The sequence below is a fragment of the Paenibacillus sp. UNC217MF genome, assembly GCF_000686865.1.
In the GTDB taxonomy this organism is placed as follows: Bacteria; Bacillota; Bacilli; order Paenibacillales; family Paenibacillaceae; genus Paenibacillus_B; species Paenibacillus_B suaedae.
In genome coordinates, this window is sequence record NZ_JMLT01000003.1 from 319690 (window position 1) to 340968 (window position 21279).

The following is a 21279-nucleotide window of genomic DNA, read 5'->3' on the forward strand; positions in this document are numbered from 1 at the left end:
TATCCATAAATTTATATAGTTTGCATTACGCTTATTGTACAGCACAGCAAAACACCCTGCAACCATCTCGCCCTTGCAATTCATCCATACATTTGGCGGATGGGAGGGTGATTAAACCATGAATAACAATTACCATTCCAGCTGAATCATCTCGGAACGAAGCTCATTCAGCTTCTCTTTGCATCTCTCTATAACAGCTATTTTTTGCTCATTCATCGCCTCAAACAGCTCCGCGAGCACATAATCCATTTCGAGCCGCAGCACACGCATACGCTGCTCTGCCCGATTGGATAAGAATGCCTGCATCATCTCCTCAGTAGTTACAATAGGCCTCTTCTGATACAATACGCGCTGCTTCGGCCCTATGACCTCAACCAGACGAATTCGTTCGCCGAACAAAATATTCTCGATAAAAATCTGTCTATCTTTGAACCGTTTGACGACCGCATGCCCGCGTGAATCGCCGATCAGTTTTTCCATAAAGTCAGCCAGCTTCTCATCCCGAATCGTATAGTCGCCGACAATTTTGTAGCGCTGCTCCATACGTTGGAACCGAAGTTTGACCAACTTCCTTCCTGTTCGGATAGATACGATAAATAGCGATTCATTTTCACTCCAATACAAGGAATAACCTTCTTGTATAAGATCACGGATGAGGTTCTGGATTTGCCGACGGTCAAAGCGTAGCTCCAGGTTGCAGTATTCCACCTCGTCGCTGCGATTCACGGCAATCCCTCCTTACCTTGTCGTATATTCCATCATATGATTCATCAACTTGGATTATTGACTGGATTTCCAAACAAGAGGCTTGTTCCATCAAAATATAATAATTATAATTTGATAAACATTCTCAATATATTATGATATACTGAGTGGGTGACTGCTTGTTCGACACAGGCAACATGCACGGACTACTTGATGTTTAAATTCCCGAGCGAGTAAGTAAGTGAGTTTCGATAACTTCTGTACCAGCTCGTGTATAGATGACAACAGCTTAGAAAGGAAGAGATGAATGACGTTTTCTGGATTTTCTCCTTCAGATTTTGAAACCTTTACAATTGAGGGGCTTGATGCCCGTATGGAGGCCATTCGTGATCGTATTCAACCGAAATTCCGCACCATTGGAGAACAGCTAATTAGTGATGTAGCGATGCAAAGCGGAACTGAAATGTTCCTCCATATTGCGAAGCATGCTCGTCGTACGGTTAATCCACCGAAGGATACATGGCTTGCCATTGGGCCGAACAAACGCGGATACAAATCCCTTCCCCATTTCCAGGTTGGCTTGTTCGATGATCATGTCTTTATTTGGCTGGCTTTCATTTATGAGGTGGCGAACAAGCGCAACATTGCGCAGGCGATGCTTGATGACCAAAAACAACTTAGAAGCATCATCCCTAATAATTATGTATTGTCCATGGATCATATGAAGAAAGACGCCGACCAAATCGGAGATCTGAGTGAGACGGAGATGGCTGACAAGCTTACCCGCTTCCGGGATATCAAGTCGGCAGAATGGCTAGTTGGACGCCACGTTCCGATGAATGATCCACTGCTGCAGAACGGTGAGGCCTTTATGGAGCTTGCTAGGCAGACGTTCACGACGTTAATGCCACTGTACCGGTTGGCTGTCGAAGCTTAATTAACGTCATATAGAGGTTGTTCAAAAAGTCCACTTTTGATCACGAAGTAAATCATGAAGTGGACTTTTTGAACACGCACATATAACGTCATATAGCGACACTCAACAAAAAACTGCGCTCAGCGATTACGTAACCAGCAATCTCCAAGCGCAGTTTTTGCACATGTTCTTGTTTATGCAGTTGTGTTCGCGGCCGTCTGATTTCGATCCAGCACAGCAAAGCGGATGAGAAGCCAAATCGCAGCAACACATAAGACTGCTCCGATTATGTAAGGAAGATTCATGTTCCATCCGAACAGCCCCGTGGCAAGCAGCGGCCCTGTAATACGGCCAAAGCTGTCCATCGAAGAATTCAAACCTGAAGCAACACCCTGGCTAACCGTCGTCTTCTGTGTGATCAATGAAGTTACACACGGGCGGATCAAGGCATTGCCGATACCGAACACGCATAAGTAAATGGTTGCGTCGACAACACTTGAGGACAACAAGAGCAGCAAAAATCCTGCAGCAGAAATAATCAGACCTACCGCAATCGCCTTCTTCTCTCCTCCACTCTTGATGTAGCGTCTTACAACCCCACCTTGAACAAGCGCACCTGAAAGGCCACAGAAGAAGAACATGTATCCGATCTGCTCCTCTGTAATTCCTGGGATTCTAGCTGCTTCAAAATACAATAGCGTCGCTTCCAATCCTGCCAGCGTAAAGGTAACAAAGAAGGACAATACATACAAATACTTCATTCGTCCCGTAAAGGCTGTCCAGCGTGAAGGAGCCGATTCGCGGCTTCCCTTGCGCTCCTCAGGAGTCAGCGATTCCTTAAGTAATACGAAGCCTAGCACGCATGTGATAAATGTCAATGCTGAAGCTGCGAAAAAGGGCGTATTATAACCGTATCTGCTTAAAATACCGCCAAAGGCTGGCCCAAATGTAAAACCTAGCCCAATCGACATTCCAACAAAGGCCATACCCTTCGTGCGTTGCTCAGGTGTCGTGATATCGGCGACGTAGGCAACAATAACTGAAGCTACAGCACCAGAGAAGATGCCTCCCAATGCGCGGGAAACATACATCATCCAAAGCTCACCATTCGCTAATCCGAACAGCAGATAACTTATACTGAACCCGAGAGTCCCGATAAGGATGATGGGACGCCGACCAACCTTCTCCGACAATGCTCCCCATATTGGAGACACCACGAACGCAATTAATGAATAGATCGAGAGCATAAGCCCCAAATGAAATTCATTGGCGCCTGCATTCGTTATCATTCGAGGCAGAACCGGAATCACGATACCGAAGCCAATGAACACCATCATCAGCATGAACATGACAACGGACATTTTCTTTTTCATGACAATTCCCTCCGATATGTACATCCTATCACACCATACCTTGAAACGAAAATGAATAAAGTGCGAATACTTATTCATGCTCCCCCCCTACTATAGAGGAAAAAGATCTTGCATTCCGGGTCGTTTTTGTTAAACTAAACCTTGTTTGCGCAGGACACGCCATGCGCAGCTTAGTAGATTGCCAACATGAAAGGTTGTGATACGGCGATGAACCATCATCGGACGCCCTTATTTACCGCACTTACGGAACATGCCTCCAATAATCCGGTGCAGTTCCACATTCCAGGTCATAAAAAAGGCGCAGGGACAGATGCAGAATTCCGAAGCTTTATCGGAGATCAGGCGCTCTCTATAGATCTGATTAACATTGCTCCGCTTGATGACTTGCACCAGCCTACGAGCGTCATCGCCGAGGCGCAGCAACTTGCTGCTGACGCACTAGGTGCCGATTATACGCTCTTCAGCGTACAAGGCACAAGCAGCGCAATCATGACAATGATTATGTCCGTATGCTCTCCAGGAGATAAAATCCTGGTTCCACGCAATGTTCATAAATCGATCATGTCCGCCATTATTTTCGCCGGTGCAAAGCCTGTATTCGTCTCGCCAGCGCGCGATGCGAATTTAGGAATCGATCACGGCATCACAACCAGCTCGGTACGCAGAGCCTTGGAGAAACACCCAGATACGAAAGCAGTGCTCGTCATTAATCCAACGTACTTCGGGATTTGCGCGAACTTGAAGGAGATTGTCGACTTAGCACATTCTTACGATATTCCTGTACTTGTTGATGAAGCACATGGTGTTCTTATTCATTTCCACGAAAAGCTGCCGATGTCAGCCATGCAGGCCGGTGCCGATATGGCTGCGACAAGTGTGCATAAGCTGGGCGGTTCCCTAACCCAGAGTTCTGTGCTTAATGTAAATACGAAAAATGGACTCGTAAATCATCAGCGTGTACAAACCATATTCAGCATGCTGACAACGACTTCCACTTCCTATATATTGCTGGCATCTTTGGATACATCCCGTCGCAACTTGGCTCTTAACGGTCATGAAATGGCGGAACACACCATTGAACTGGCCGAATTTGCCCGTCAGCAAATTAATGAAATTCCTAGCCTTTACTGTTTTGGCGAAGAGATTCTCGGCGGAGAAGCAACTTACAGTTATGATCCGACGAAGCTGACCATTCATGTCCGCCATTTGGGGATAACCGGTTATGAAACGGAGAACTGGCTGCGGGAGCACTACAACATCGAAGTCGAACTGAGCGATATGTACAATATTCTCTGTCTCGTCACGCCGGGCGACTCCAAGGAGACGATCGACATTCTGCTCCGCGCATTGCGCGACTTGTCCAGTCTTCACCATGAACGCAATGAAGTACAGGAGCTCGTCGTCAAAATTCCGGAGATTCCGCAGTTGTCCCTCATTCCGCGCGATGCCTTCTATGCGGATACTGAGGTCATACCTTTTAAGGAGTCTGCAGGACGAATTATTGCAGAATTTATATACGTTTATCCGCCTGGCATTCCGATCTTGCTTCCAGGCGAAGTCATCTCGCAAGAAAACATCAATTATATTCGTGATCACGTCGATATTGGGCTTCCGGTTAAGGGACCAGAAGATCGCAATATTGAATTTGTTAAGGTTATTCGTGAGGAACGCGCGATCTTCTAATGCACAATACAGGGTGCCCCGATATGGGGCACCCTGTATTCATTCTCTGCAGGATCATTCAGTATTGATCCTGCACCTCGAGTGGATGTATTCGCGTAAGCAACAGCTGCGCCGCTTCACTTGCCGCCTCAGCATGAGGCAAATTGAATTTGACTTGGAGAATTTCTGGACGCAAATCATCCGCACATAATAATGTCGAGCGACCAGTCTGCATACATACAACTAATGTCTTACCGATAAAATGATCGGAATAAATGAGTGCGAAATCATAACGAATCTGTTCTGTGGCCCAACCGACAAAGGTAACATTTGCTTGCTCCGAAACTTCATACAAATGGTCAAACATCGCACACCTCCTCGGGATATCCTTTTCCAAGAACACAAACCATTTAATGGTTATACGATCGAGTATAACATAAATCGCGTTCCTAGAACAAGATTCGAACTTTCATTCCATGTAAATATTGCCATCACATTCAGTCAAATGGTATGATGTAAGCGATTCGTGCTATAAGTAGAAGATGTCCCAAGGGGAGGATAGATTCGATGAGTCAAAGCGCATTCATTACGTTTGTCGATGGTTCGGAGGTTGCGTCCATTACATTAGATGAATTGAAGGGCCAACTTCTCCATTACCGGGAACAAACCCAATTAACCGGAGAACAATTAGGCTGGGATTATGCCGAGGCTGCCTTTCCATATACAATTGAAACAAAGCCTGGGCAAGAGCAGGAATGGTTCTATTTAAAAGGTTCCAATCCATTATATCGACATATCGTATTTGGTGTTGGTGAGAAAGAGGACTTCCGCCGCTACGTCCAAATGGTTCTGCCTGACGATGCCACTCACGGAGACAAGGCCAAAGGAAACGAGTTGTGCAAATATTTGGCGAAAAAGTGGAAGGCAGAACTTACGCTGTTCAACGGTAGAATTATGTATTACAATCCACGCAAATAAGAGCATCTATAAGAATATCCCAATTGATCCGCTCCGAACGGAATCATGCTCAAAAAAAGAACAAGCCCCGGAATTCTCCGGAGCTTGTTCTATACCTGTATATTGGCAGAGCGAATGAATTACTCGCCTTGCTCAGCTACCAATTCGTTGTATGCTTGCTGTACGCGTTCCCACTCAGCGTCATCTTCGATAGGAAGCATTGCCATTTCTTCACCTTGCTCTTCCAGACGTACGATAATGCCGTCCGCTTCTGGATCGTTGCGTTGGAGAAGAAGTGCATATAGCTGCTCGTCGACGTTGAACGTCTCGACCATCGTCATGTCGATTTCGTTGCCGTCTTCGTCTACCATTGTAATAATCAATTCATGATCGTGATCGTGGTCGTGATCATGATCGTGTCCACATCCGCAATCATGGTTATGTTCGCTCATGAGTAAATCTCCTTTATGTTCAGGTAGTGGTTATACTCACGTATCGTACCACTTTCTGCGAAAGAGGTCAACGAACGCCTACTCGCTTCAGTATGTATAATAACCGAAAGCTAAAGTTTAGATATTGCAGGCAACTTTTTCTGCGATATAAGGGTGAATTCACCATTCTTCTGTCTCAAATAACAAGAGATCATATAGTCGCCCTTGGCCTTGAAATCATACTTATGCTCATTCGTACGGAACCAGAAATTATCTTCATTTGTTGGAACACTCGATTCCTGAAGCTCCGTTGTCTTCCCTTTCGGATCTGTGATCGTAATCTTGATCGCATCAACTGTCGACTGCAAACTGTCGACTTGGACGAATACTGTAAATGAGGTCTTCCCCGTCTCGACTTTGCCAAATGTTTTATTGTCCTTGAACAGCAGCAAGTCCACATTAGGCTTGTCAATTACAACCTTCTTATTGGCATCATCCCAGAATATAAATGCCTGAAGTGCTTCTTGTATTTGTCGTACAGACAAATAAGCACGTCCATCTATCATATACCCGCCTTCATTTACCGCATTCCCATTCAGAACAACATCAATCTTCTCAGCCACTGGAGCGGCTTGCGCAGAACTAGGTGCGACATCTGTCTGTGCCGATGCATACGCTCCACCCACAATAGAACCAAGCAGAACGAATGCTGCAAGTCTCCTGCATTTCATCTCGTTACCCCCAAATTTCTTTGTTGTAAAGTTATACTCCAATCATGCTTTAGAGTTGCGCCTAATTCGCAAATAACTCTCACGTGCATTCATACTATCATGAACAAAGCCATGAACTATTTCACCCGCAAAAACTTGTGGTATGCCAGCAATGCTCTCACCCTTCCTTCATATCCTCATATAACCGGCTCCATGGAAAGTTAGGGCCTGGACAGTTCGCTTTTCTTATGGCATCGATCTGAAAATGTCCCAACACATGTTCATAATCCAAGGAGATCCAATGTCCCCACTTCTCCATTACATATCGTTGTATATAACGATGCAAACGAAGACATGCCTGATACTGTTCGTCTGTCAGCAGCCCGTCCATTCCTTCATGCTCGATTGATACCGCATATCGATTAGGATTCATTCCTTTTTCACGTACAACAAAAGCAGGCGCTAAGGCAATTCGTTCTCCTTCTAGTCCTTGTGAGAATGCCATTCGCTCAATGGATACATATTGATGAATTGTCCCATTCTTGGACACTGCAAAATGAGCTGAAGAAATCTTGTTGTCAGGACATGTGTACCATGCATCTAGACTCGTTAAGCTCTGAGCAGAAATATGATTCACAATAATTGCAGGGATCTCCCCCTTGCGATCACTCGAATTGGTATGCTCATTTCCCTTCCATACAATCTCCAACTGCATCACGATCCCCCCATTGTTCAATAGGTAAGACGATTGTAGGTGATTCGCGCGATCCGGAAATCCATTATGTCCCGGGAAATGATTGGGTGTGCAACAGACATGTTATCACCCCGGGAACATGTACCCTATTGTGTAGGGTAGGGATAATTAGCCGCCCAGTTTGGTACGAGTTAGGATACAGGGAACGCCATTTCCAACTGCGCCTGGCTGAGACATCCGCTCCACATAATCCATCCCGCGCGTGCAGGGTGTCTTACACGCTTCACACCGATCTGAAGTTACTATTTTCATCGTGAACTGTTCACGACCAGACTGAAGACTCGTCTTCTTTTTGCCCTTCCCCTTCGTCATGCCCTTCACCCGCTTCATGTGCATTTCACGTTGCCTGCCGCTTCCGGCCGAACCTGATTATTGCACATTATGCAGATTGCGCTGCCTTTGCTTGTGCATTTATCCCAGACATGGTACAGTATAGGCGTAATTCTAGCCTTGTCAGCCAATAGGAGGATGAAGATGAACCTTCACATACAAATGTTAGGGACAGGCAGTGCATTTGCCAAATCATACTTCAATAACAACGGATTACTTTACTCTGGTGGATTCACACTGCTCATCGACTGTGGAATTACGGCACCGATGGCTCTACACCATTTGAATAAGTCATTCTCTGACATCGATGGTGTTCTTATCTCTCATATTCATGCTGATCATGTTGGGGGATTAGAAGAATTGGCCTTCCAGATGAAGTTCAAATATGGACGTAAGCCAAAACTGTACATAGCTTCTCCACTCGTATCCGTATTATGGGAGCATACATTGAAGGGTGGACTAACCCAGGAGGGAATAAGCTGCTTAGAGGATGTATTCGATGTACATGCAATTGAGCCAGGGCAGCCCTATGACATTGCAGCGGGTCTTACCGTCGAATTATTAGAGACTCCACATATTGAAGGCAAGCGCAGCTTCTCTCTTCTTATCAACAATCATTTTTTCTACAGCGCTGATATGCAGTTCCAGCCGGAACTGCTTCACCGCTTAGTTGAACAGCGTGGAGTAACCATTATCTTCCATGACTGTCAATTAGGTGGGAATGGAGAGGTTCATGCGACATTGGCAGAGCTCTTGACGCTTCCAGATACACTGCAGAAGCTTACCTTCCTCATGCACTATGGAGATGAACGGCCGCAGTACGAAGGGCATACTGGCGCCATGTCCTTTGTCGATCAACACCAGCTCTATACAATCGAATAATACACCAAAGAGCACTTTACAACGACCCAATTTGGCCGCTGCAAGTGCTCTTTCGTTATGTCTTCTATACCGTTATTGGAAAGTCGGCAAGTTATCCAGATTGTTGCTTGGATCACCATCAGCATCTCCACGAAGATAAGTACCGCCGTCTCTTCCCTTGAAGGCATTCACACCCGCAATTTCTCCATTTTGCACGGCTTGAAGAGCCTGCTCGTAATTTAAGATTCGGCCTGTATTCGTTTGGAACGCCGTTAGATCCCCATCCCCATTCTTCTGAACAGCTACAATGGATTCTCGCTGTGACATGCGAACATCATCCTCCTAACTATATACATCCTACATTAGATGCGTTTGTTAGGTAGAGTGTCCATAACCCACAACTTTTATGAACCGAAAATCGGTACAACGAATTACAGCTTCTTCTCCATGCGAATATGAGGAATACCCGCATCCAAGAATGGCTCCTCTGACACTGTCTCATACCCTAAAGAATGATAGAACCCTTCCGCTTGGCACTGACCGTCCAGCACGCATTTCTCCACACCGTGTTTCCGGGCGATTTGCTCCAGACCTACCATTAAAACTCTTCCAATCCCTTTCCCGCGGAATGGCTTTCTTACTGCAATACGCTGCATCTTAGCAGTGAATTCATCCAACAGCTTCACTCGTCCTGTTGCAGCGTACTGTCCGTCTGACATCAGCAGGACGTGAAAGGCCGGAGCATCCAAGTTATCGTACTCGTCACATTCTTCTTCTTCCGGTACATGTTGCTCAGCAACGAATACTTCCTTTCGTATCGCAATACACTCGTCCAGTTGTTCCTGTGTCTTAACCTCAATGATTTCAGCAGCCACTCCCGCTCACCTCCGAATGAAATGTTGCAACAGCGATTATGTATAATATCTTAGCTGCTGCAAACGAATTTATATTATACAAAAAAATGAAATTCATGTATAGTTGCAATAACGGACACGCTTACATTAGCAAGGGGGTACACGATGGATCCGATACTGGCTACAGTAATCGCAGTTGTTGTCATGGTAGTAGGCATGGTGCTTCTGCTTCTCTACGTGACGAAGAAAGCCTACGCACGTAAATGGGATGCAGAAGAGCCTATAGACAGCACAGCTAGGCAGCCCAATCATTCATCCAACACAGATTAATGAAGCATAATGAACGACATTTATGAAGAAAACAGCCCTGGAGATCCTTAGGATCTCTAGGGCTGTCGGCCACTTGTATGGTTATACTCTAGGGCTCATACACTTCCTCAATAATTGGCTTACCATACACATCCTCATAGATCGGTATCTTCTTCTCTACAGGATCAATCCCAGGATAGAAGCGACTTGCGTCGACAGCGTTCATACTAAGCCCAACAAGCAGGACGCCCGTGATGATTCCGGCCAACATTACCACGCCTATTACGTTCCATCGTCTACGCATGCTGCTACCCCCGCTAACAACACTAATAACTTCACGATATAGCCCCTATTCTCACCGTAAAGTTAATCCCTTAAACATCTCATGCCCTTGCTCATGACTTCATTCCTTCTTGCTGGCATCCTCTTCAACTGAGCGAAGCCATACAAATTGCTCATCATGCTTTGTACTATCAAAGATGAGAAGCTTGGATAAAAACCAACAGACAACCGCTACGATCCCGAACACACCGATTATCCATACACTCAATTCGGCTCCCATAACCCAACCTCCTCCGCTTGTCCCCATTCAATAGCGAAACATTCGTTATACCTTCACTATATGAAAGCAGTTGCAAGTTTAGTTCTTGCAATTACGAACAAAATAAAAAAGCATCCATCACCCGTTAGATACGAATGAGAGATGCTTGGTCTTGTAATAATATATATTTCGAGGCACACACACTCGCTTCCCCTGCAAACAAGGCATGACGGACTTGATCACCAGAGAAATCAATAAAATAGGCAGAGAATGAGTTATATTAAACTATATCATTGATCTGATTTTTCTTAATGCATGATGTTGACAATATAGTGGTTTTGTATCATCTGTCGCATCACTTTCATTGAGCAAAGAAGATTCTGCTGCAGGTTTGCACTGTTCAAAGGAATAGAAATAGAAAAAGCCTTGATAATCAAGGCTTTTGACGTTTATAGTATGGTGATCTGTAGTGGGCTCGAACCACTGACCCCCACCCTGTCAAGATGGTGCTCTCCCAGCTGAGCTAACAGATCATGTTTATTAACAAATTTAATATAACATCAATATATTACCATGTCAATTACTAGAGAAGACTTTTTTCCTGAATGATCGGCAGCCCATTGAACCACTTTCATAGTATATCGCTCACACCTTCTTACAAGCATACAACAACTTACTATTCCATGAAAGCAGTTCACGATGACGCCTATTCCTTATTTAGATATTAGGGACTTGCCAGTCGATCTCCTGCTCGCCCCATTCGCGCAGCTTATTATTAATTTTCGAGTACGGCTTGCTCCCAAAGAACCCACGATGTGCAGACAATGGACTTGGATGCGGCGCTTGTACAATATAATGCTTTGACAAATCAATCATGCTCGCCTTCGCTTGTGCATGGCTTCCCCATAGAACAAATATGATTGGGCGATCTCTGTCATTCAACAATTGAATGATACGATCGGTGAACTTCTCCCAGCCCTTCCCGCGATGTGATGCTGCTTGTCCTTGTTCGACGGTCAGTACTGTGTTAAGCATGAGGACGCCTTGCTTGGCCCAGTGCAGCAAGCTTCCGTTGTTCGGCATCTTCAGACCAACATCTGCTGCGCCCTCTTTGAACATGTTCTGAAGTGAAGGCGGCAGCTTAACACCCGGTTGAACGGAGAAGCTTAACCCATGAGCTTGTCCTGGCCCATGATAAGGATCTTGCCCAACGATGACAATCTTCGTATCCGCATAGGACGTCGCATTCAATGCAGAAAATATAAGTTCATATGGCGGATAAATGACTGCACGCTTGTATTCTTCTCGAAGCCAGCCCCACAGCTGCTTGAAATATGGCTGTCTAACTTCCTCGTGAAGCAATTCCGCCCAATCATTCTGTACATGCATTCCCACTGTACATTCCCCTTCCATGTTGGTATCTATTAGTCTATTACGATTATTATGTAATCCTCAAATCATTTCACATTTCATATTAAAAAAGAGTATAAAGCAAAAAACTCCTCACTTGTTCAAGGCCTGAACAGGAAAGGAGTTCTCATCATCAATACGTGGTGCCGAGGACCGGGATCGAACCGGTACGGTAGTCACCTACCGCAGGATTTTAAGTCCTGTGCGTCTGCCAATTCCGCCACCCCGGCATATTTGCCACATCGTCATGTGGTTCAATATGCTGCATCATTGCGCACTACAAGCTGCTCATCCACTTTCGCTTCAAAACACTGTACATCGCAACCGACAAGATATAATATATCATACGCCTTCATATGATGTCAACAATAAATTTATCAATGTGAATGTTCGCAATTGAACATTCATCATCTGGCCTTTTTCCTCCTATTGAATTATCTTCACACCAATTTTGTTACCATTATTTTCATTGGAATATTTGGCTTTTGTCGTACAAAAGAACTACTACAATTTAGGAGGATCCGGGCAGTGAAGAGAATGACTAGCCTACTATGTGTTTCTTTCATACTCCTTTCAGGCTGTTCTAGCATCTCGCAATCCTCATATGACGATATGGTATCTGCGAACGAGAACCTGACCGCTAAAGTAAGAAACCTGCAACAAGAAAATATACAATTGAAAGGTACAATTAACGAGTTAAAGAAAGAAATCGATGATATCAAAAATGGAGCTGACCGCATGCTTGCCGGAGCAAAGGATAGTCTTACTAAAGGGGCATTAGGCAACGCAAAGGACAAACTAAATGCTTTAATGAAGAAACATCCCGGAAGCAAGGAAGCAGGCATCGCCAAAACATTGATTTCGCAAATTGAAGAAAAAGAGCGTAAGAAGATCGAGGCCGAGCAGTTGGAGAAAAAACGTAAACAAGCGGCGGAAGAAAAGCGCTTGGCGCAAGCACTATCTAAGATGAGAAAAAGTGTAGATGAAGTCAAAAGTATTACCTGGTATTATGACAAAACTTCACCTCACTATGCGAATGAGAACAGTTTCTTCTTATATATAGGGAAAGAAGCAAATATATCTTGGCTGCGGTTGCGTATTCAATACGAAGCTGAAAATTGGCTGTTCATCGAGAAGTACACATTGAAAGTCGATGATAAGACCTATTCCATCTTCCCTAATAGTGATGAGATCATCCGAGATAATAATACCTGAATCTGGGAATGGGCCGATGTCGCTCCATCTGAATCAGATATCTCAATGATTCGCGCCATTATTAAATCAAAGAAAACCATCATTCGCCATGAAGGCGATACTTATTATGATGACCGTACGATAACAAAAAAAAGAAAAGGCTGCACTCCAAAATGTCCTCGATGCCTACGATGCGTTGCAAAAAAGAAAATAGCGACACAAAAAAGGAAGCCCCTCCGCAAAACGTTGCAAAGCGGGCTCCCTTAGATCCTCAATAATAAAAAAACACCTATCTCATGCAAATCTAGCAAACTGCTAGAACTGATGATGAAAGATGCACTTTACAAAACTATGTATCTATGAAATTAGAATTGGTGGGCCCTGAGGGACTCGAACCCCCGACCAATCGGTTATGAGCCGACCGCTCTAACCAACTGAGCTAAGGGCCCTCACCATTGCAATTTCATGAGGTTTGGTTGCGGGGGCAGGATTTGAACCTACGACCTTCGGGTTATGAGCCCGACGAGCTACCAGACTGCTCCACCCCGCGATATGATTCAGCAGCTGAACTTCTTCAGCAGCGACAAGTATTACTATACAATAGTTGCATATGTTCAGTCAAGAGAAAAATTAAAAATGTTTGAATAAGTTGTACATGATGGGCTAAGGAAGAAATCGTACCCCGTATTTTCCTCTACGTGATCGATATACTTCAATCTCCTTCATTGCCTCATATCCATAAATCCAAGCATCATGCTCCAGACGCTGCTGCAAACAACGAGCTTGAAATCTGGAATCGTACAACTTGCCCCAATAGACCCAGTGCACTTTATCACCCTCTTCTTGTCATCAGCTCCCTCCCCTTCCCCTACTATTCCCCAATCGTGCAAAAAAGAACCGGCAAGCTCACTTGGAGCCACCGATTCTTCCTGCATTACGATGATTAACCCTTGTATACGTTTCCTGGAGGAGTATCATTACCGTTCGGATTCTTTTTCGCTTGAATCAAAATTTGGTTCCCTTTTGTTTCCCATTCCTTCAAGGCATCCGCAACTGATTTCTTCTTCTCGATCACTTGCTGCATCAACTCCGTACCAAGCTGATTGATCTGCCAGTAGCTTCCGTCCATCATGAACTTCTCCATATCTGTCTTTGTAGGAGGAACCGGCTTTGTTTTGTAGAACGCACTGACATTAATGTTAGTGCCATCCTTAGGCTTAATGTACTTTTGACGAGATACCATTTCCCAACTGCTGCGGGAACGAAGCTTAGCCCAATCTTCACTGTTAATAAATTTCATGAATTCCCAAGCATCGTCTGGATTCGCTGCTTTTTGATTGATTGCAAAAATATTATACAGCTGAGAACCGCCAGATACACCTGGAGATTCCGGGTGTGATGGCATGGTTACAACATCCCAGTCAAATTTCGTAAAGCCTTTGATTTTGTCAGCATTCTTCATGGCATCCGACAATTCCGTATTAATGTAATTATAGTCTCCGATCGCCATAGCTACCTTCCCTGACAGGAAGTTATCATGTCCGAACGGATTTTCATTTTCCGGCGTTTGTACAGGCATTTCAGTACTGTTGGCAGGTGGGACGATTTTCTTGATCGCCAGATCACTTACCGTTGTCCATACTTTTTCCCATTGCGGCGTGTTTACCGTCATCTTCTCGCCTTTTTCATCGAACATACGAAGATTTAATGGCGTAATATATAAATTCATCATATCGCTAAACACATCGGAACCACTATAACGGTTGAAGCTGAAACCATACTTGCGATCTGCTCCGTCACCCTTCGATAGGTTAGCTGCGAGCGTAAATACTTGATCCCATGTCATATTATCAGTTGGCGGTGTAATGCCTGCATCACTGAAAAGCTTCTTGTTGAAGAACAGTGCATTTGAGGAGAATGTAGGCGAAAGACCATACAAGCTGTTGTCTCCCATTGCTTTTATCCCATCAATAACCGTTGGTACAAAGTCAGACAAATCAATACTGTCCTTCTGTACAAGCGGATCAAGCTGCTTCAACATTCCTTCTTCCACAAGCTTGCGGAACTGGAACGAATCCGTGACGATGATGTCAACTGGATTCGCAGAATTCAGCAGTTTTTTCATCGCTTCATAGCGATCCGGCTGTTTCTTCGGATCTCCAGAATTATCATATCGCATATCTGCACCATCAAGTGCTGGTACAAGCTCAATACGGATTCCTTTGTGTGTAATTTCAAATGTATCCGTCCATTGCTGACGGAAATAGGTGTCGTCATATCCTCCATACTGCATGCCAATGCGCAATACTCGCTCTTGTCCTGGAACAACCTCATCTTTGTTCGTACATGCAGCCAGCATTGGGATAATCATCGTCAATACCAGTGTAACTGTTAATAATTTACGTACCCAGTTTTTTTTCATCTGGTTACTCCTCCAATTCCTTAGGTGTGCGGATAATAATTTTATCTCCGTCTAATTCCATCGATGCCTTGTCTTGAATATCGAGAGCTTCCAAATACTCCTTTGGCACTTGCAATCGACCGACACGATCAACTACCACGTAGGCTTCATGATGATCCTGAAGCCCGAATCCTTCCTCACCTCCACCAGCATCCAAATTCGGATTACGCTTGATGAATTCTGTGCTAGTTAAGCCGTCACGTATGGCAACGACACGATCCACCTTCCCTGCAAGCGACAAATCATGGGTTACGATAACCACTGTTACCCCTAATTCCCTACTCATACGGCGGAAAATATTCATGATCATATCTGATGTCTGCGTATCCACAGATCCAGTAGGTTCGTCGGCAAGCAGCATCTGTGGGCGATTCGCTAGTGAAATCGCAATGGCCACCCGCTGCTGCTCACCGCCTGATAGCTGTTGCAGCTTATTGTGCATGCGATGACTTAGCCCAACCCATTCAAGCAGTTCCTTCGCATATTTGCGATCCATCTTGCCGGCCAGCATCATCGGCACTTCAACATTCTCTAACGCCGTCAAATAAGGAAGCAAGTTGCGCGCATTGTTCTGCCAGATAAATCCGACAGTATCCCGCTTGTATTCAACAAGCTCTTTATCCGAAATTTTAAGCAGATCCCACTTCCCTACCTGAACGGAGCCGGCGGATGGCCGATCCAACCCGCCGAGTATGTTCAGAAGTGTCGATTTCCCGCTGCCGCTGTTGCCGATAATCGCCATCAGCTCGCCTTGCTTAACAGACAAGTTCAGCCCTTGCAAGGCAACAACTTCAATATCATCTGTTTTGAAAATTTTAACTAGCCCTTCACAATGTATCACCGATTAACGCTCCTCTCCCATCTTCACGGCTTGATGGACACGTAGACGACGAATATGCATGAACAACAAGGTCGCCCCAGTAAAGATCATCACGCCAACGACGATGTACAGCTGGATCGTATCTCGTGATTCAAATACAATCCGGAATGGCGGCACCTGCATCTTGGAGCTTTCTGCCGTCTGTAGGAATGGCAGGAACAAGCGGCTCGCCACCTTCCCAAGCAAAATGCCAAGCAGGATAGAAAGCCCTGCTGTAAATAGCTGTTCCAGCAGCAGCATACCGGTTAGTTGTCTGCGCGACAACCCCATTGCACGCAAAATCCCGAACTGAAGCACACGTCTTGTCAAGTTAAAGAACCAGAACAACAAATATCCAATCAAGGAGATAATGACGGATATTAAGAAGCCCATACTCAGAATGCCAAATACGCCGCCCCGGGTAGGATGCTTGCTCTGTGTTGCAAGCTCGCTTCGTACATCCGTCCTACTGAATATTTCTATCCCTTTCTTTTGCAGTTCTGTAAGGACAGGACCTAGCGGTGCTTTGTCCTTCATCTTCAACCATACCTCATACGGTGTGATTGGTACTTGATCATAAATATAATCTAAGTTCGCAATAAAGAACGGTTTCTCGTCCGGATACATACTCGGCCAATATGGTAGTACACCAACAATTACAAATTCAACCAACTGCTCCCCAAATCCGATGGAGATGATGTCGCCTTCCTTCAATTGATACTGCTTCGCGACATTGCTCGGGATAATCACAGCGGATTCCGTATACTTCCCTAGTGCATCCAAATAGTGGAACGGATGGGATGGGAACAAGTCCTGACGGAACCAGGCTACCTTCGAGAAGTCGACATTGTCGATTCCCATAATCTCACCTTGACCAATCGAACGTCCGGAAATGATTACATTCCCCTTCGTCTTCAACACACGTGCGGCTCCCTCAACACCAGGCATCTTCTTGAAGAGCTCGAACGGCGGCTCCGTGTAGATCGTCTTGCCCGCCTTCGGCGGCTGGTTGCCACCACCACCTTGCCCTGGATTGCCTCCTCCTCCGCCTCCATTGTTTCCTTTGCCTTTATCCTTATCTCTAATAATCTCTTGTTCAGATTCCCATACCGTCTGGATAACGACGTCTGTACCATATTTGTACAAGGTGCGTTCTGTCGAGTTAATGTCAATCGTACGAGCTGCTGACGCATTGTATACACCTAGACCAAGTGTAAGAATAAGCAGAATCATAAGCGGATAATACGTCTTGGCAGAACGGGACAACTGCGTAAGCGTCAAATATAGCGGAACTGGCAGCAGCTTTCCGCCAATCCACTGCACGATTTTAAGAATAAGCGGGAACAATCGTAAAAAGAACAGTCCGCACGCAAAAATCGCAAGTGCCGGCACAAAAAATAGAAATGGCTGTACTTGCAGCTGATCAGAGCTCACTCCTGATTGGAATGTCAACAACTGTCTCTCATTAAGCAGGTAATAGCCATAACCCGCCAAGCCCAGCAGCAGGACATCAAGGAACCAGCGCTGCCATACAGGCTTGCGGTCTGATCGTGCCATCTTCTGCTTCAAGTTCACGATAGATGAACGAGCGAAGACTACTGCTGGTATAATGCTTGCGAACAAGGCAATGACAACTGCAGCCACGCCAAACAAAACAGCATCTGTCGTAAATCCTACCGGAATAGACTTCCGATTTACGAACTCCAGGAAGCCGTTCGCTGAGCCTATTGACTTCGCCATAAACCAGCCGAATATAGGGGCCAATGCCAGAGCCAACAAGCCGAGAATGATTCCTTCCAATAGATAAAGCCATATAATTTGCCGCGTACTTGCTCCACGGCTTCGCAGCACAGCAATATCACTTTGCTGCTTCTCTAGCGATTGACTTGCATTCATCGCAATATAATAGAACACCATTGCAATCATCGGTGCAGCAAGCGTGAACAGCATCATTTGCAACTGTACGCTCTGACTGCGGAATTCATTCAATACCTTCGCGAAGGAAATCTCCACTTGCGTTCCCTTCAGCTTCTGGTACAAATCAATATTCAAGCGTTCCAGCATAGAGCTAAGTGAGGACAACTGACTTGTCTTTACCTCGCGAAGATCAAACGCATAATACCAGCTGGATACAGAGATCGGCAGCTTTTTTTGTTCCATCAAATGATCGAACGTTGCCGGTGAGACGTACAAGGAATTCATCATTCCTTCTAAGCCCTGGAACCAATAAGCACTCGTATCTTCTTTCGGCTTAAAAGTACCTACCAACTTCACCTTCAGCACGGTATCCGTGCCGGTTACTGGGTATTCAAGCTCGTCACCAATATGGAGATCATTACGGTACATGGCTTCCTCCATCATGACAACCTGCAATGTCCCATTCTGCTCGCCATCTTCATATTCCTTACCCAGTGTCCACTCTACTCGGTCGTTCAAATCGGATAAAGAGCCAAGCGTCATCGTTCGAACCCGGCTGGCATCAACCTTGCTCGGATCTACAGGGTAAACTTCTGTTCCTCGGAGCGAACGCGCATTGACAAAGATTTGAGCTGGAAACCCAACCTGCGCCTTCACATCCTCACGTATGTATCGATCAACTTCCTTTAATTCTTTCGGATCCGTCTTAGTTCCACCTGTCGCCTGGTACTTGATTGACAACGAGCCGGCTGGCATCGCTGAACTATTGTCCTCCAATGTCTTCGAGACAACCCGCTTCAAGGCGCCATCAGCATACATCGGAATGCTGACTGTAAAGGATACAGCCACAATGAGCCCTAGAAGTGTGCTGAACGTAAGCCAGCGGGTATTCCACATTTTCCGGAATAGAAACCGCAACAAAGGAATGCCCATTAGCGACCCACTACTTTCTGTCCAGGCTCAAGTCCTTTTTTGATTTCCAATCTCGTTGCATCCTGTTCACCGATTTCCACGTCAACCTCACGTTTTCCATTGTCATCAACGACTTGAACATAGGTTCTAGCACCAAGCGTACGAAGTGCGGATGGCGGGATATAGACAACATTGCTCCGTTTCTTCGTAATAATGGTCGCACCAAGCATGGATCCACGCGTTACTGTAGAAGGCAGCTTATCATTCAATGTCACCGTTACATATTTATCAATCCGATCCTGTTCAGGCATATTGCCCCCGCCCGGATTGTTGTTGTTGTTGTTCCCTCCGTTGTCCTTGTCTGATGTAGGAGCAGGAAGCGCCTTAACCTTTCCTTTTAAAATTTTGCCTGTCGAATTAATGCTTAGTTCAACATCCATTCCAGGGGCAATTTTCTTCAAATCATCCTTCGGTACATCCACCGTAACAACCAATCGGGATGTATTGGCGATTGTCGCGACAGGGTCATACTTCTTCGTCATATTCCCTTTCTTCGCAGCGACGTTAACGACCGTTCCAGCGAATGGAGCAGTAACCAATCCTTTTGCAATATCGTTTTCTACTTCCGCAATCTTTTCGAGAGCCTCTTCGTATGCGATTTGCTCATCTTCGAATAGAATTGGATCCATCTCATCCTTCTGGCGGAGCGTTTCTTTCATCTTCACTTCCAACTTGCGAAGCTCTCTCCGCTTTGAACGCAGGTCCCTTTGCATTTCTTCAACATCAAGTACTGCCAATACCTGACCTGCCTTTACGTTGTCGCCGTTCTTGACCTTTACATCCTTGACAGGCTTATTATCAAGCGTGAAGAAGAACGTCTCTTCCTGCTCCGACATTACCTTCCCTGTTGCCTTCACATCAGATATCCATTCGCCCTTCATAACATCATATTCGGGCTTCTTCGAGATTGCTGGCGGCGTAATTGTCGGCAGTGTCTCTTCTTGTTCCTCATCTGGAAGCAAGGAACATGCAGAGGTAAGCATCATGACCCCGCACATCAATATCAGCGCGGAGCGGCGCCACTTCTTCCTTTTATCTACTGCCTTATGAGATGAATTTTCCGTCGACCATTTCATAAACATGATCAGCTACCTCCAAAATTGTAGGATCGTGGGTTGTCATACAGATTGCGATCTTCTCAGAACGTATAATTTGCCGGAATACTCCCATGACCTGTGCACCCATCTGTGAATCAAGTTCTGCTGTAGGTTCATCTGCAAGCAGCAGCAGAGGCTTATGCGCGATCGACTTCGCAATCGCAACACGCTGCTGCTCACCGCCGGACATTTCGAACGGACGGTGCTTCATTCGCTTTCCGAGACCAACCAATTCCAAACAATGCTGTACGCGTTCCTTCCATAAATGACGCGGAATGTTCGCCATACGCAGCGACAGCTCGACATTCTCATATGCAGATAACAACGGCATCAAAGCAAACGCCTGAAATATGAATCCGATATCATTGCGTCTTGTAAAGGTGCGCTTGTTATCGCTCCAAGATGAGAGCTCCTCTCCTCGAAAATAAATCTCGCCTTTTGTAGGCAGGTCCAGACCGCCGAGCATGTTAAGAAGAGTCGTTTTCCCTGAACCGGAACGACCTTTCAGCATTACCAACTGACCTGGGTTAACCTGCATATTGATGCCTTTCAGGACATGAAGCTTCTCACTGCCCACTTGGAAGGTTCGTTCCACACCGCGAACTTCGAGGATAGGTTCATCTGTAGCGACAGGAACCGCACGTTCAGGCCATTCTGAAGATGTTTTTTTGTCGTCTATGTATTTCGCCTCATTATTCGCAACTGTCTCGTCCTGATTATGCACTGCGAGATTTGGGGTTGCCTCGTTAGCCTCGACCTCGTCAGCCTGCTTCCGTTTGCGAAGCCATTTCATCCTTATATCTGCCCCTTTCTCGGACATGACGTCAAACTCTCCTCAAGTATAAACGAAAGTTTTGCGTGAAAAGTTACAATGATCTTAACCGTTTTTCTGTAAAAATGACAAATATTCTGATTATTTTTTGGTAGTCTTTTGTCAGTTCATGACTCTAGCAAAAAAGAGACCCT

At 45.4% G+C, this 21279-nt stretch carries 24 protein-coding genes and 4 tRNA genes; 6 read left to right on the forward strand and 22 right to left on the reverse strand.

Annotation, left to right across the window (positions count from 1 at the left end; translation table 11 throughout):
• Positions 1-129: 129 nt before the first annotated feature.
• Positions 130-726: a hypothetical protein gene (locus BP95_RS0101590; protein WP_021256705.1), complete on the reverse strand. Its 597-nt coding sequence runs from the start codon at positions 724-726 to the stop codon at positions 130-132.
• 286 nt (positions 727-1012) lie between these two features.
• On the opposite strand from BP95_RS0101590, the gene BP95_RS0101595 reads away from it, so the two are divergent.
• On the forward strand, positions 1013-1642 hold the full coding sequence (locus BP95_RS0101595; protein WP_021256706.1) for a YktB family protein: 630 nt from the start codon (positions 1013-1015) through the stop codon (positions 1640-1642).
• A gap of 173 nt (positions 1643-1815) precedes the next feature.
• Here BP95_RS0101595 and BP95_RS0101600 read toward each other — a convergent pair whose 3' ends face one another.
• The gene (locus BP95_RS0101600; protein WP_028531253.1) at positions 1816-2994 is read right to left on the reverse strand and encodes a tetracycline resistance MFS efflux pump; all 1179 of its coding nucleotides are present in this window, start codon (positions 2992-2994) and stop codon (positions 1816-1818) included.
• 207 nt (positions 2995-3201) lie between these two features.
• Between BP95_RS0101600 and BP95_RS0101605 the strand changes: the two genes are divergently transcribed.
• The gene (locus BP95_RS0101605; RefSeq protein ID WP_028531254.1) at positions 3202-4677 is read left to right on the forward strand and encodes an aminotransferase class I/II-fold pyridoxal phosphate-dependent enzyme; all 1476 of its coding nucleotides are present in this window, start codon (positions 3202-3204) and stop codon (positions 4675-4677) included.
• A gap of 58 nt (positions 4678-4735) precedes the next feature.
• On the opposite strand, the gene BP95_RS0101610 is transcribed toward BP95_RS0101605, so the two are convergent.
• Entirely contained in the window at positions 4736-5023 is a 288-nt protein-coding gene (locus BP95_RS0101610; RefSeq protein ID WP_021256709.1) for a DUF3055 domain-containing protein, read from the reverse strand.
• A gap of 200 nt (positions 5024-5223) precedes the next feature.
• Here BP95_RS0101610 and BP95_RS0101615 point away from each other — a divergent pair, with 200 nt between their 5' ends.
• Positions 5224-5634 carry a DUF1885 family protein gene (locus tag BP95_RS0101615; RefSeq protein WP_021256710.1) on the forward strand — a complete coding sequence of 137 codons (411 nt, stop codon included), beginning with the start codon at positions 5224-5226 and terminating at the stop codon, positions 5632-5634.
• A gap of 119 nt (positions 5635-5753) precedes the next feature.
• Here BP95_RS0101615 and BP95_RS0101620 read toward each other — a convergent pair whose 3' ends face one another.
• From BP95_RS0101620 to BP95_RS0101635, 4 genes are all read right to left on the reverse strand, one after another.
• The gene (locus BP95_RS0101620; RefSeq protein WP_021256711.1) at positions 5754-6065 is read right to left on the reverse strand and encodes a DUF1292 domain-containing protein; all 312 of its coding nucleotides are present in this window, start codon (positions 6063-6065) and stop codon (positions 5754-5756) included.
• Positions 6066-6175: 110 nt separating this feature from the next.
• Complete coding sequence (locus BP95_RS0101625) at positions 6176-6775, reverse strand: stalk domain-containing protein (protein ID WP_021256712.1); 600 nt, start codon at positions 6773-6775, stop codon at positions 6176-6178.
• A 157-nt stretch (positions 6776-6932) separates the two neighbouring features.
• Positions 6933-7469 (reverse strand): N-acetylmuramoyl-L-alanine amidase, encoded by a 537-nt coding sequence (locus BP95_RS29350; RefSeq protein ID WP_021256713.1) that lies wholly within the window; start codon positions 7467-7469, stop codon positions 6933-6935.
• A 147-nt stretch (positions 7470-7616) separates the two neighbouring features.
• Positions 7617-7820: a hypothetical protein gene (locus tag BP95_RS0101635; RefSeq protein ID WP_028531255.1), complete on the reverse strand. Its 204-nt coding sequence runs from the start codon at positions 7818-7820 to the stop codon at positions 7617-7619.
• A gap of 162 nt (positions 7821-7982) precedes the next feature.
• Between BP95_RS0101635 and BP95_RS0101640 the strand changes: the two genes are divergently transcribed.
• On the forward strand, positions 7983-8720 hold the full coding sequence (locus BP95_RS0101640; RefSeq protein ID WP_028531256.1) for an MBL fold metallo-hydrolase: 738 nt from the start codon (positions 7983-7985) through the stop codon (positions 8718-8720).
• 72 nt (positions 8721-8792) lie between these two features.
• Here the strand turns inward: BP95_RS0101640 and BP95_RS0101645 are convergent, their stop codons facing one another.
• The gene (locus BP95_RS0101645; protein ID WP_021256716.1) at positions 8793-9026 is read right to left on the reverse strand and encodes a DUF3892 domain-containing protein; all 234 of its coding nucleotides are present in this window, start codon (positions 9024-9026) and stop codon (positions 8793-8795) included.
• A 104-nt stretch (positions 9027-9130) separates the two neighbouring features.
• Positions 9131-9574, reverse strand: a complete 444-nt coding sequence (locus tag BP95_RS0101650) for a GNAT family N-acetyltransferase (protein ID WP_021256717.1) — start codon at positions 9572-9574, stop codon at positions 9131-9133.
• Positions 9575-9718: 144 nt separating this feature from the next.
• Here BP95_RS0101650 and BP95_RS33435 point away from each other — a divergent pair, with 144 nt between their 5' ends.
• Positions 9719-9883 (forward strand): hypothetical protein, encoded by a 165-nt coding sequence (locus BP95_RS33435; protein WP_162833935.1) that lies wholly within the window; start codon positions 9719-9721, stop codon positions 9881-9883.
• Between the two features lie 88 nt (positions 9884-9971).
• Here the strand turns inward: BP95_RS33435 and BP95_RS0101660 are convergent, their stop codons facing one another.
• The 5 genes from BP95_RS0101660 to BP95_RS0101680 form a co-directional block, all read right to left on the reverse strand.
• The gene (locus BP95_RS0101660) at positions 9972-10166 is read right to left on the reverse strand and encodes a hypothetical protein (protein ID WP_021256718.1); all 195 of its coding nucleotides are present in this window, start codon (positions 10164-10166) and stop codon (positions 9972-9974) included.
• A gap of 99 nt (positions 10167-10265) precedes the next feature.
• Positions 10266-10424 carry a hypothetical protein gene (locus BP95_RS32855; RefSeq protein WP_155987172.1) on the reverse strand — a complete coding sequence of 53 codons (159 nt, stop codon included), beginning with the start codon at positions 10422-10424 and terminating at the stop codon, positions 10266-10268.
• A 436-nt stretch (positions 10425-10860) separates the two neighbouring features.
• Positions 10861-10936 (reverse strand) — tRNA-Val (locus BP95_RS0101670).
• 184 nt (positions 10937-11120) lie between these two features.
• A complete protein-coding gene (locus tag BP95_RS0101675) occupies positions 11121-11792 on the reverse strand; it encodes a uracil-DNA glycosylase (protein ID WP_021256719.1) in 672 nt (223 codons plus the stop codon).
• 162 nt (positions 11793-11954) lie between these two features.
• Positions 11955-12043, reverse strand: a tRNA-Leu gene (locus tag BP95_RS0101680).
• A gap of 298 nt (positions 12044-12341) precedes the next feature.
• On the opposite strand from BP95_RS0101680, the gene BP95_RS0101685 reads away from it, so the two are divergent.
• A complete protein-coding gene (locus BP95_RS0101685) occupies positions 12342-13028 on the forward strand; it encodes a hypothetical protein (RefSeq protein ID WP_021256720.1) in 687 nt (228 codons plus the stop codon).
• Positions 13029-13379: 351 nt separating this feature from the next.
• Here BP95_RS0101685 and BP95_RS0101690 read toward each other — a convergent pair.
• The 8 genes from BP95_RS0101690 to BP95_RS0101725 form a co-directional block, all read right to left on the reverse strand.
• Positions 13380-13456: transfer RNA gene (locus BP95_RS0101690), tRNA-Ile, on the reverse strand.
• 24 nt (positions 13457-13480) lie between these two features.
• Positions 13481-13557, reverse strand: a tRNA-Met gene (locus tag BP95_RS0101695).
• A 113-nt stretch (positions 13558-13670) separates the two neighbouring features.
• Entirely contained in the window at positions 13671-13835 is a 165-nt protein-coding gene (locus tag BP95_RS33440) for a hypothetical protein (protein WP_175400557.1), read from the reverse strand.
• 115 nt (positions 13836-13950) lie between these two features.
• On the reverse strand, positions 13951-15429 hold the full coding sequence (locus tag BP95_RS0101705) for an ABC transporter substrate-binding protein (protein WP_021256722.1): 1479 nt from the start codon (positions 15427-15429) through the stop codon (positions 13951-13953).
• A 4-nt stretch (positions 15430-15433) separates the two neighbouring features.
• A complete protein-coding gene (locus tag BP95_RS0101710) occupies positions 15434-16309 on the reverse strand; it encodes an ABC transporter ATP-binding protein (RefSeq protein ID WP_021256723.1) in 876 nt (291 codons plus the stop codon).
• Positions 16310-16312: 3 nt separating this feature from the next.
• Positions 16313-19177, reverse strand: coding sequence for an FtsX-like permease family protein (locus BP95_RS0101715; RefSeq protein WP_028531258.1), 2865 nt, complete (start codon positions 19175-19177; stop codon positions 16313-16315).
• Positions 19177-20298, reverse strand: a complete 1122-nt coding sequence (locus tag BP95_RS0101720; protein ID WP_021256725.1) for an efflux RND transporter periplasmic adaptor subunit — start codon at positions 20296-20298, stop codon at positions 19177-19179. Before BP95_RS0101720 ends, BP95_RS0101715 begins: the two co-directional genes overlap by 1 nt.
• Positions 20261-21133 (reverse strand): ABC transporter ATP-binding protein, encoded by an 873-nt coding sequence (locus BP95_RS0101725; protein ID WP_021256726.1) that lies wholly within the window; start codon positions 21131-21133, stop codon positions 20261-20263. Before BP95_RS0101725 ends, BP95_RS0101720 begins: the two co-directional genes overlap by 38 nt.
• Between the last annotated feature and the right edge of the window lie 146 nt (positions 21134-21279).

Coding starts and splice junctions, on each gene's coding strand:
- BP95_RS0101600 (WP_028531253.1), bottom strand. CDS start 2,994: ATGAAAAAGAAAATGTCCGTTGTCATGTTCATGCTGATGATGGTGTTC.
- BP95_RS33435 (WP_162833935.1), top strand. CDS start 9,719: ATGGATCCGATACTGGCTACAGTAATCGCAGTTGTTGTCATGGTAGTA.
- BP95_RS0101675 (WP_021256719.1), bottom strand. CDS start 11,792: ATGCATGTACAGAATGATTGGGCGGAATTGCTTCACGAGGAAGTTAGA.
- BP95_RS0101635 (WP_028531255.1), bottom strand. CDS start 7,820: ATGACGAAGGGGAAGGGCAAAAAGAAGACGAGTCTTCAGTCTGGTCGT.
- BP95_RS0101620 (WP_021256711.1), bottom strand. CDS start 6,065: ATGAGCGAACATAACCATGATTGCGGATGTGGACACGATCATGATCAC.
- BP95_RS0101595 (WP_021256706.1), top strand. CDS start 1,013: ATGACGTTTTCTGGATTTTCTCCTTCAGATTTTGAAACCTTTACAATT.
- BP95_RS0101610 (WP_021256709.1), bottom strand. CDS start 5,023: ATGTTTGACCATTTGTATGAAGTTTCGGAGCAAGCAAATGTTACCTTT.
- BP95_RS29350 (WP_021256713.1), bottom strand. CDS start 7,469: ATGCAGTTGGAGATTGTATGGAAGGGAAATGAGCATACCAATTCGAGT.
- BP95_RS0101625 (WP_021256712.1), bottom strand. CDS start 6,775: ATGAAATGCAGGAGACTTGCAGCATTCGTTCTGCTTGGTTCTATTGTG.
- BP95_RS0101605 (WP_028531254.1), top strand. CDS start 3,202: ATGAACCATCATCGGACGCCCTTATTTACCGCACTTACGGAACATGCC.
- BP95_RS0101725 (WP_021256726.1), bottom strand. CDS start 21,133: ATGTCCGAGAAAGGGGCAGATATAAGGATGAAATGGCTTCGCAAACGG.
- BP95_RS0101715 (WP_028531258.1), bottom strand. CDS start 19,177: ATGGGCATTCCTTTGTTGCGGTTTCTATTCCGGAAAATGTGGAATACC.
- BP95_RS0101660 (WP_021256718.1), bottom strand. CDS start 10,166: ATGCGTAGACGATGGAACGTAATAGGCGTGGTAATGTTGGCCGGAATC.
- BP95_RS32855 (WP_155987172.1), bottom strand. CDS start 10,424: ATGGGAGCCGAATTGAGTGTATGGATAATCGGTGTGTTCGGGATCGTA.
- BP95_RS0101645 (WP_021256716.1), bottom strand. CDS start 9,026: ATGTCACAGCGAGAATCCATTGTAGCTGTTCAGAAGAATGGGGATGGG.
- BP95_RS0101615 (WP_021256710.1), top strand. CDS start 5,224: ATGAGTCAAAGCGCATTCATTACGTTTGTCGATGGTTCGGAGGTTGCG.
- BP95_RS0101720 (WP_021256725.1), bottom strand. CDS start 20,298: ATGTTTATGAAATGGTCGACGGAAAATTCATCTCATAAGGCAGTAGAT.
- BP95_RS0101705 (WP_021256722.1), bottom strand. CDS start 15,429: ATGAAAAAAAACTGGGTACGTAAATTATTAACAGTTACACTGGTATTG.
- BP95_RS0101640 (WP_028531256.1), top strand. CDS start 7,983: ATGAACCTTCACATACAAATGTTAGGGACAGGCAGTGCATTTGCCAAA.